This window comes from Streptomyces sp. TM32 (genome assembly GCF_004122755.1).
Lineage (GTDB): Bacteria > Actinomycetota > Actinomycetes > Streptomycetales > Streptomycetaceae > Streptomyces > Streptomyces sioyaensis.
In genome coordinates, this window is the sequence record NZ_SDIG01000269.1 from 1 (window position 1) to 5,442 (window position 5,442).

Annotated in this window: 6 protein-coding genes; 4 read left to right on the forward strand and 2 right to left on the reverse strand. The window is 70.8% G+C overall.

Features of this window, described 5'->3' with window-relative positions; genetic code table 11:
* Positions 1 to 99 precede the first annotated feature (99 nt).
* A complete protein-coding gene (purN, locus tag EST92_RS30865; protein ID WP_129283971.1) occupies positions 100 to 702 on the forward strand; it encodes a phosphoribosylglycinamide formyltransferase in 603 nt (200 codons plus the stop codon).
* On the forward strand, positions 699 to 2,270 hold the full coding sequence (gene purH, locus EST92_RS30870) for a bifunctional phosphoribosylaminoimidazolecarboxamide formyltransferase/IMP cyclohydrolase (protein WP_129283967.1): 1,572 nt from the start codon (positions 699 to 701) through the stop codon (positions 2,268 to 2,270). Before purN ends, purH begins: the two co-directional genes overlap by 4 nt.
* Before the next feature lie 72 nt (positions 2,271 to 2,342).
* Here the strand turns inward: purH and EST92_RS30875 are convergent, their stop codons facing one another.
* Both EST92_RS30875 and EST92_RS30880 read right to left on the reverse strand, forming a co-directional pair.
* Positions 2,343 to 2,900, reverse strand: coding sequence for a hypothetical protein (locus EST92_RS30875; protein ID WP_129283968.1), 558 nt, complete (start codon positions 2,898 to 2,900; stop codon positions 2,343 to 2,345).
* Positions 2,901 to 3,010: 110 nt separating this feature from the next.
* A complete protein-coding gene (locus EST92_RS30880) occupies positions 3,011 to 3,724 on the reverse strand; it encodes an RDD family protein (RefSeq protein WP_129283969.1) in 714 nt (237 codons plus the stop codon).
* Positions 3,725 to 3,965: 241 nt separating this feature from the next.
* Here EST92_RS30880 and EST92_RS30885 point away from each other — a divergent pair, with 241 nt between their 5' ends.
* A complete protein-coding gene (locus tag EST92_RS30885; protein ID WP_129248481.1) occupies positions 3,966 to 4,820 on the forward strand; it encodes a bifunctional methylenetetrahydrofolate dehydrogenase/methenyltetrahydrofolate cyclohydrolase in 855 nt (284 codons plus the stop codon).
* Positions 4,727 to 5,317 (forward strand): DUF3017 domain-containing protein, encoded by a 591-nt coding sequence (locus tag EST92_RS30890; protein ID WP_254069179.1) that lies wholly within the window; start codon positions 4,727 to 4,729, stop codon positions 5,315 to 5,317. Before EST92_RS30885 ends, EST92_RS30890 begins: the two co-directional genes overlap by 94 nt.
* Positions 5,318 to 5,442: the final 125 nt, after the last annotated feature.

Here is a 5,442-nt window from a genome sequence, read left to right on the forward strand (position 1 = left end):
AGGAGAGCGTGGCCGGACTGCGGATCGTCCAGGCGTTCCGGCGCGAGCACAGCGGCGAGGAGCGGTTCACCGCCCGCCCGACCCGGCCGTCCGGCCCGCATCGTCGTGCTCGTCTCGGGTTCCGGCACGAACCTGCAGGCCCTGCTGGACGCCATCGCCGAGCAGGGCCCGGAGACCTACGGGGCCGAGATCGTGGCCGTCGGCGCCGACCGTGGCGCGATCAAGGGCCTGGAACGCGCCGAGTCCGCGCAGCTGCCGACGTTCATCTGCCGGGTCAAGGACCACGACAGCCGCACGGACTGGGACGCCGCCCTGACCGAGGCGACCGCCGCCTACGAGCCCGACCTGGTGGTCTCGGCCGGCTTCATGAAGATCCTGGGCAAGGAGTTCCTCGCCCGCTTCGGCGGCCGGATCGTGAACACCCACCCGGCGCTGCTGCCGAGTTTTCCCGGTGCCCACGGCGTGCGCGACGCGCTCGCGTACGGCGCGAAGGTCACCGGATGCACCGTCCACTTCGTCGACGACGGCGTCGACACCGGCCCGATCATCGCCCAGGGCGTGGTCGAGGTCCGGGACGAGGACGAGGAATCCGCGCTGCATGAGCGCATCAAGGAAGTCGAGCGATCGCTGCTCGTCGAGGTCGTGGGGCAACTGGCCCGGAACGGCTACCGCATTGAGGGACGAAAGGTACGTATCTCGTGACCGCCACCGAAGGTACGCAGCGGCCCATCCGCCGCGCGCTGGTCAGCGTCTATGACAAGTCCGGGCTGGAGGACCTGGCCCAGGGGCTGCACGCGGCGGGCGTCCAGCTCGTCTCGACCGGATCGACGGCCGCGAAGATCGCCGCGGCCGGGGTGCCGGTCACCAAGGTCGAGGAGCTGACGGGCTTCCCCGAGTGCCTCGACGGCCGGGTCAAGACCCTCCACCCGAAGGTGCACGCCGGCATCCTGGCCGACCTGCGCCTGGACGACCACCGCCGGCAGCTCGGCGAGCTCGGTGTCGAGCCGTTCGACCTGGTGATCGTCAACCTCTACCCGTTCCGGGAGACCGTCGCCTCCGGTGCCACGCCCGACGAGTGCGTGGAGCAGATCGACATCGGCGGCCCCTCGATGGTCCGTGCCGCCGCCAAGAACCACCCGTCGGTCGCCGTCGTCGTCAACCCCGCGCGGTACGGGGAGGTCCTCCGGGCCGTCGAGGCCGGCGGCTTCGGGCTCGCCGACCGCCGGCGGCTGGCGGCGGAGGCCTTCCAGCACACGGCGGCGTACGACACCGCCGTCGCCTCCTGGTTCACCGACCTCTACGCCCCCGAGGACGACTACAACGGGCTCCCGGAGTTCGTCGGCGCGACCCTGGAGCGCAAGGGCACCCTGCGCTACGGCGAGAACCCGCACCAGGCCGCCGCCCTCTACACGGACGGCGAGCCGGGCGGCATCGCCAACGCCGAGCAGCTGCACGGCAAGGAGATGTCCTTCAACAACTACATCGACACCGAGGCCGCGCGCCGGGCCGCCTTCGACCACGACGAGCCGTGTGTCGCGATCATCAAGCACGCGAACCCCTGCGGCATCGCGACCGGCAAGGACATCGCCGAGGCCCACCGCAAGGCGCACGCCTGCGACCCGCTCTCGGCGTACGGCGGCGTGATCGCCGTCAACCGTCCGGTCACCATCGAGCTGGCCGAGCAGGTCGCGGAGATCTTCACCGAGGTCATCGCGGCCCCGGCGTACGAGGCCGGCGCGGTCGAGGTCCTCGCCAAGAAGAAGAACATCCGCGTCCTGAAGGTCGAGGGCCTGCCGACCCGGCCCGGCGATGTGAAGTTCCTCTCCGGCGGTGCGGTCATCCAGCACACCGATGTGTTCCAGGCGGCGGGCGACGACCCGGCGAACTGGACGCTGGCCACCGGCGAGGCGCTGCCCGCCGCCGAGCTCGCGGAGCTGGCCTTCGCCTGGCGGGCCTGCCGCGCCGTCAAGTCCAACGCGATCCTGCTGGCCAAGGACGGTGCCTCGGTCGGCGTCGGCATGGGCCAGGTCAACCGCGTCGACTCCGCGAAGCTCGCGGTCGAGCGGGCGGGCGAGGAGCGCGCGCGGGGCTCGTACGCCGCCTCGGACGCGTTCTTCCCGTTCCCGGACGGCCTGGAGATCCTCACGGCGGCCGGCATCAAGGCCGTGGTCCAGCCGGGCGGTTCGGTGCGGGACGAGCTCGTCGTCGAGGCCGCCGCGAAGGCCGGCGTGACGATGTACTTCACCGGTACCCGGCACTTCTTCCACTGATCCGGCGGGCCACCGCGCGCGAAGGGCCGCACCCCGACCGGGGGGCGGCCCTTCGCCGTGTGCGCGACGCGGTCAGTAACGCGGCCGGACGAACCAGCGGTTGCTCTCGTCCTTCGACATGAACGCGATGACCAGAATGCCGAGGACGGTGTGCACCAGCCCGAACGGAAAGGTCATCAGGCTCACGAGGGTGTTGGCGATACCGAAGACGATGGCACCGATCCGGACGCCCTTGCCGCCGTTGCCGCACTGCAGGGCCACCGTGATCGCGACCGCTGAGAAGATCACGATCAGCACGATGACGAAGATCAGGACGCCCTTGCCGAGGCTCAGCATGGAGGTTTCGTCCGAGGAGGCGTACGGCGAGGTGTGGTGCGCGGCCTTGCTGACGCTGCCCAGGCCCATCACGGCGATGATCAGGCCGATGACGTTCAGCCCGGCGAGCACGAACATGATCGCCCGCGCGGCCTTGACCCCGCCGGGCATCACCACCGGGTACTGCGGCTGCATGCCGGGCACGGGGCCGCCGCCCGGGTAGGGGCCGTACGGCGACGGCTGCTGCTGGGGATAGCCGTAACCGGGCTGCTGACCCGGCGGCGGACCGTAAGGGTTCTGCGGGGGATAACTCACGGGCGGTGTCCTTCAAGCGACGTGAACGGAGCCGCGAAGGCCCCGATCGCGCAGTGGCGAGGGGGCCTTCACGGAGTGGTGCACTTCGGGCGGGCGTGCGCCCGAACCGCTTACTGGGTCTTGACGACCACCGAGCCGACGGCCTTGTCGGCGAAGGTCTGGCCCTTGTCGTCCCACAGCGGCCACAGCCAGCCGATGTAGCAGGCGATGCTGTCGAGGAAGTGCGCCAGGCGGCGGACGAAGGCCATACCGAAGCCGAGCGGCTGACCGGTGTCCTCGCGGACCAGCCGGATGCTCATGGCCTTCTTGCCCACGGTCTGGCCGGTGTTGCCTTCCTTGACGAGCATGAAGATGCCGCCCGCCATGGCCGCGAGGGCGGCCAGGATGATCAGGATGACGGTGAAGGCCGGCGGGCCGGCCGCGTCCGACTGGCACTGGTAGTCGTTGTAGGCGCAGCTGCTGACGTCGCTCGCGGAGGACAGCGCCACGATGGCCGCGATGCCGTACAGGACGCCGGGCGCCAGGCCCACGATCAGACCGTCGATGAGCAGGGCGCACAGCCGCGCACCCCAGCTCGCGTAACCCGTCGGCATCCCCATGCCCGGCATGCCCGGCTGGCCGTAGGGGGCCGCCGCCTGCTGCGGGTAGCCGTACCCCTGCTGCGGCGGGACGGGCTGCTGCTGCGGGTAGCCGTACGGCTGCTGCGGGGGCTGCTGGGGGTACCCGTAGCCGGGCTGTCCCTGGGGCGGGACCGGCGGCTGCTGGCCGTAGGGGGCCTGCGGCGGCTGCTGGCCGTACGGGTTGTTCGGGTCACCGAAACTCATCTGCGGTTTTCCTCCGTTGGGTCCTTCTGGACCGCGCGGCGCGACGCGGAGGAAAAACAGGTTTCACTGGCGACCCCCCGACGATGCCTGCGGCACTGCGCGTCAATCCTTCTAGTTGCGCATTCACTCTGTCCAGTTGGGTCCGGGGGCCGTTGTCCAAGTGCAATGATCAATTCCGGCCACGGACGCCCCAGGGTGCCCTGATTGGAAGGCAGCCGCCCTCATCCGGGAGGATGGGGGCATGACTGCCCAGATTCTGGATGGCAAGGCCACCGCAGCCGCCATCAAGTCCGAGCTCACCACCCGCGTCGAGGCCCTGAAGGCCAAGGGCGTGCAGCCCGGCCTGGGCACCCTCCTGGTCGGCGACGACCCGGGCAGCCGCTGGTACGTCAACGGCAAGCACCGCGACTGCGCCCAGGTCGGCATCGCCTCGATCCAGCGCGAGCTGCCGGCGACCGCCACCCAGGAGGAGATCGAGGCGGTCGTACGGGAGCTGAACGAGGACCCGGCCTGCACCGGCTACATCGTCCAACTCCCGCTCCCCAAGGGCATCGACGCCAACCGGGTCCTGGAGCTGATGGATCCGGCCAAGGACGCCGACGGGCTGCACCCGATGAGCCTGGGCCGCCTGGTCCTGGGCATCGAGGGCCCGCTGCCCTGCACCCCGTACGGCATCGTCCAGCTGCTGCGGCGGCACGAGGTCGAGATCAAGGGCGCGCACGTGGTCGTCGTCGGCCGCGGGATCACCATCGGCCGTCCGATGCCGCTGGTGCTGACCCGCAAGTCGGAGAACGCCACGGTCACCCAGTGTCACACCGGCACCCGTGATCTGTCGTCGCACCTCAAGCAGGCCGACATCATCGTCGCCGCCGCCGGTGTGCCGCACATCATCAAGCCCGAGGACGTCAAGCCCGGCGCGGCCGTCCTGGACGTCGGCGTCAGCCGCGACGAGGCGGGCAAGATCGTCGGCGATGTGCACCCGGGCGTGGCCGAGGTGGCCGGCTGGGTCGCCCCCAACCCGGGCGGTGTCGGGCCGATGACCCGCGCCCAGCTGCTGGTCAACGTCGTCGAGGCCGCCGAGCGCGCGGCCGGCTGACGACGTCGGGCCGAGGACCTGAGACCCTGTCCCTGACAGACGGATCCGGATACCGGAAGGGATTGCCCGCCATGGCTGCCGAAGCGCATTCGGAGGGGGCCTCCGAGCCGCAGCGCTCACGCCGCTTTCCGACGCTGACCCGCGACACCGCCCGGCCGGAGGGCGGCGGGCGGGCCGCCTCGGGCGGCTACCCCGCGCCCGCCCGGCAGTGGCCGCTGCTCAGCGTGATGAGCGGGGTCGCGGTCGGGCTGCTGCTCGTGGCGCTCGACGCGTTCCGTATCGGAGCGATCGTGATCGGGCTCTCCCTGCTGGCCGGCGCGGTGCTGCGGTGGGCGCTGCCGTCGGTCGGGATGCTGGCCGTGCGCTCCCGCTTCACCGACATGCTGACGTACGGGGTGCTCGGCTTCGTGATCGTGATGCTGTCGCTGATGGTGCAGCCCAAGCCGTGGATCCACATCCCGTTCCTGGACGACATCGTCCACTTCACCGTTCGCTGAGCGCTTGGCTCTCCCCCCACGTTGTCGGCTTTCCCGCCGTGGGTGTTGTTCGCCGTTGCGCTTTGCGGCGCGCCGTACGTGGTCGGCTGGCCCGCCGTGGTGGTGTTTCGCCGTGGCGCCTGCGG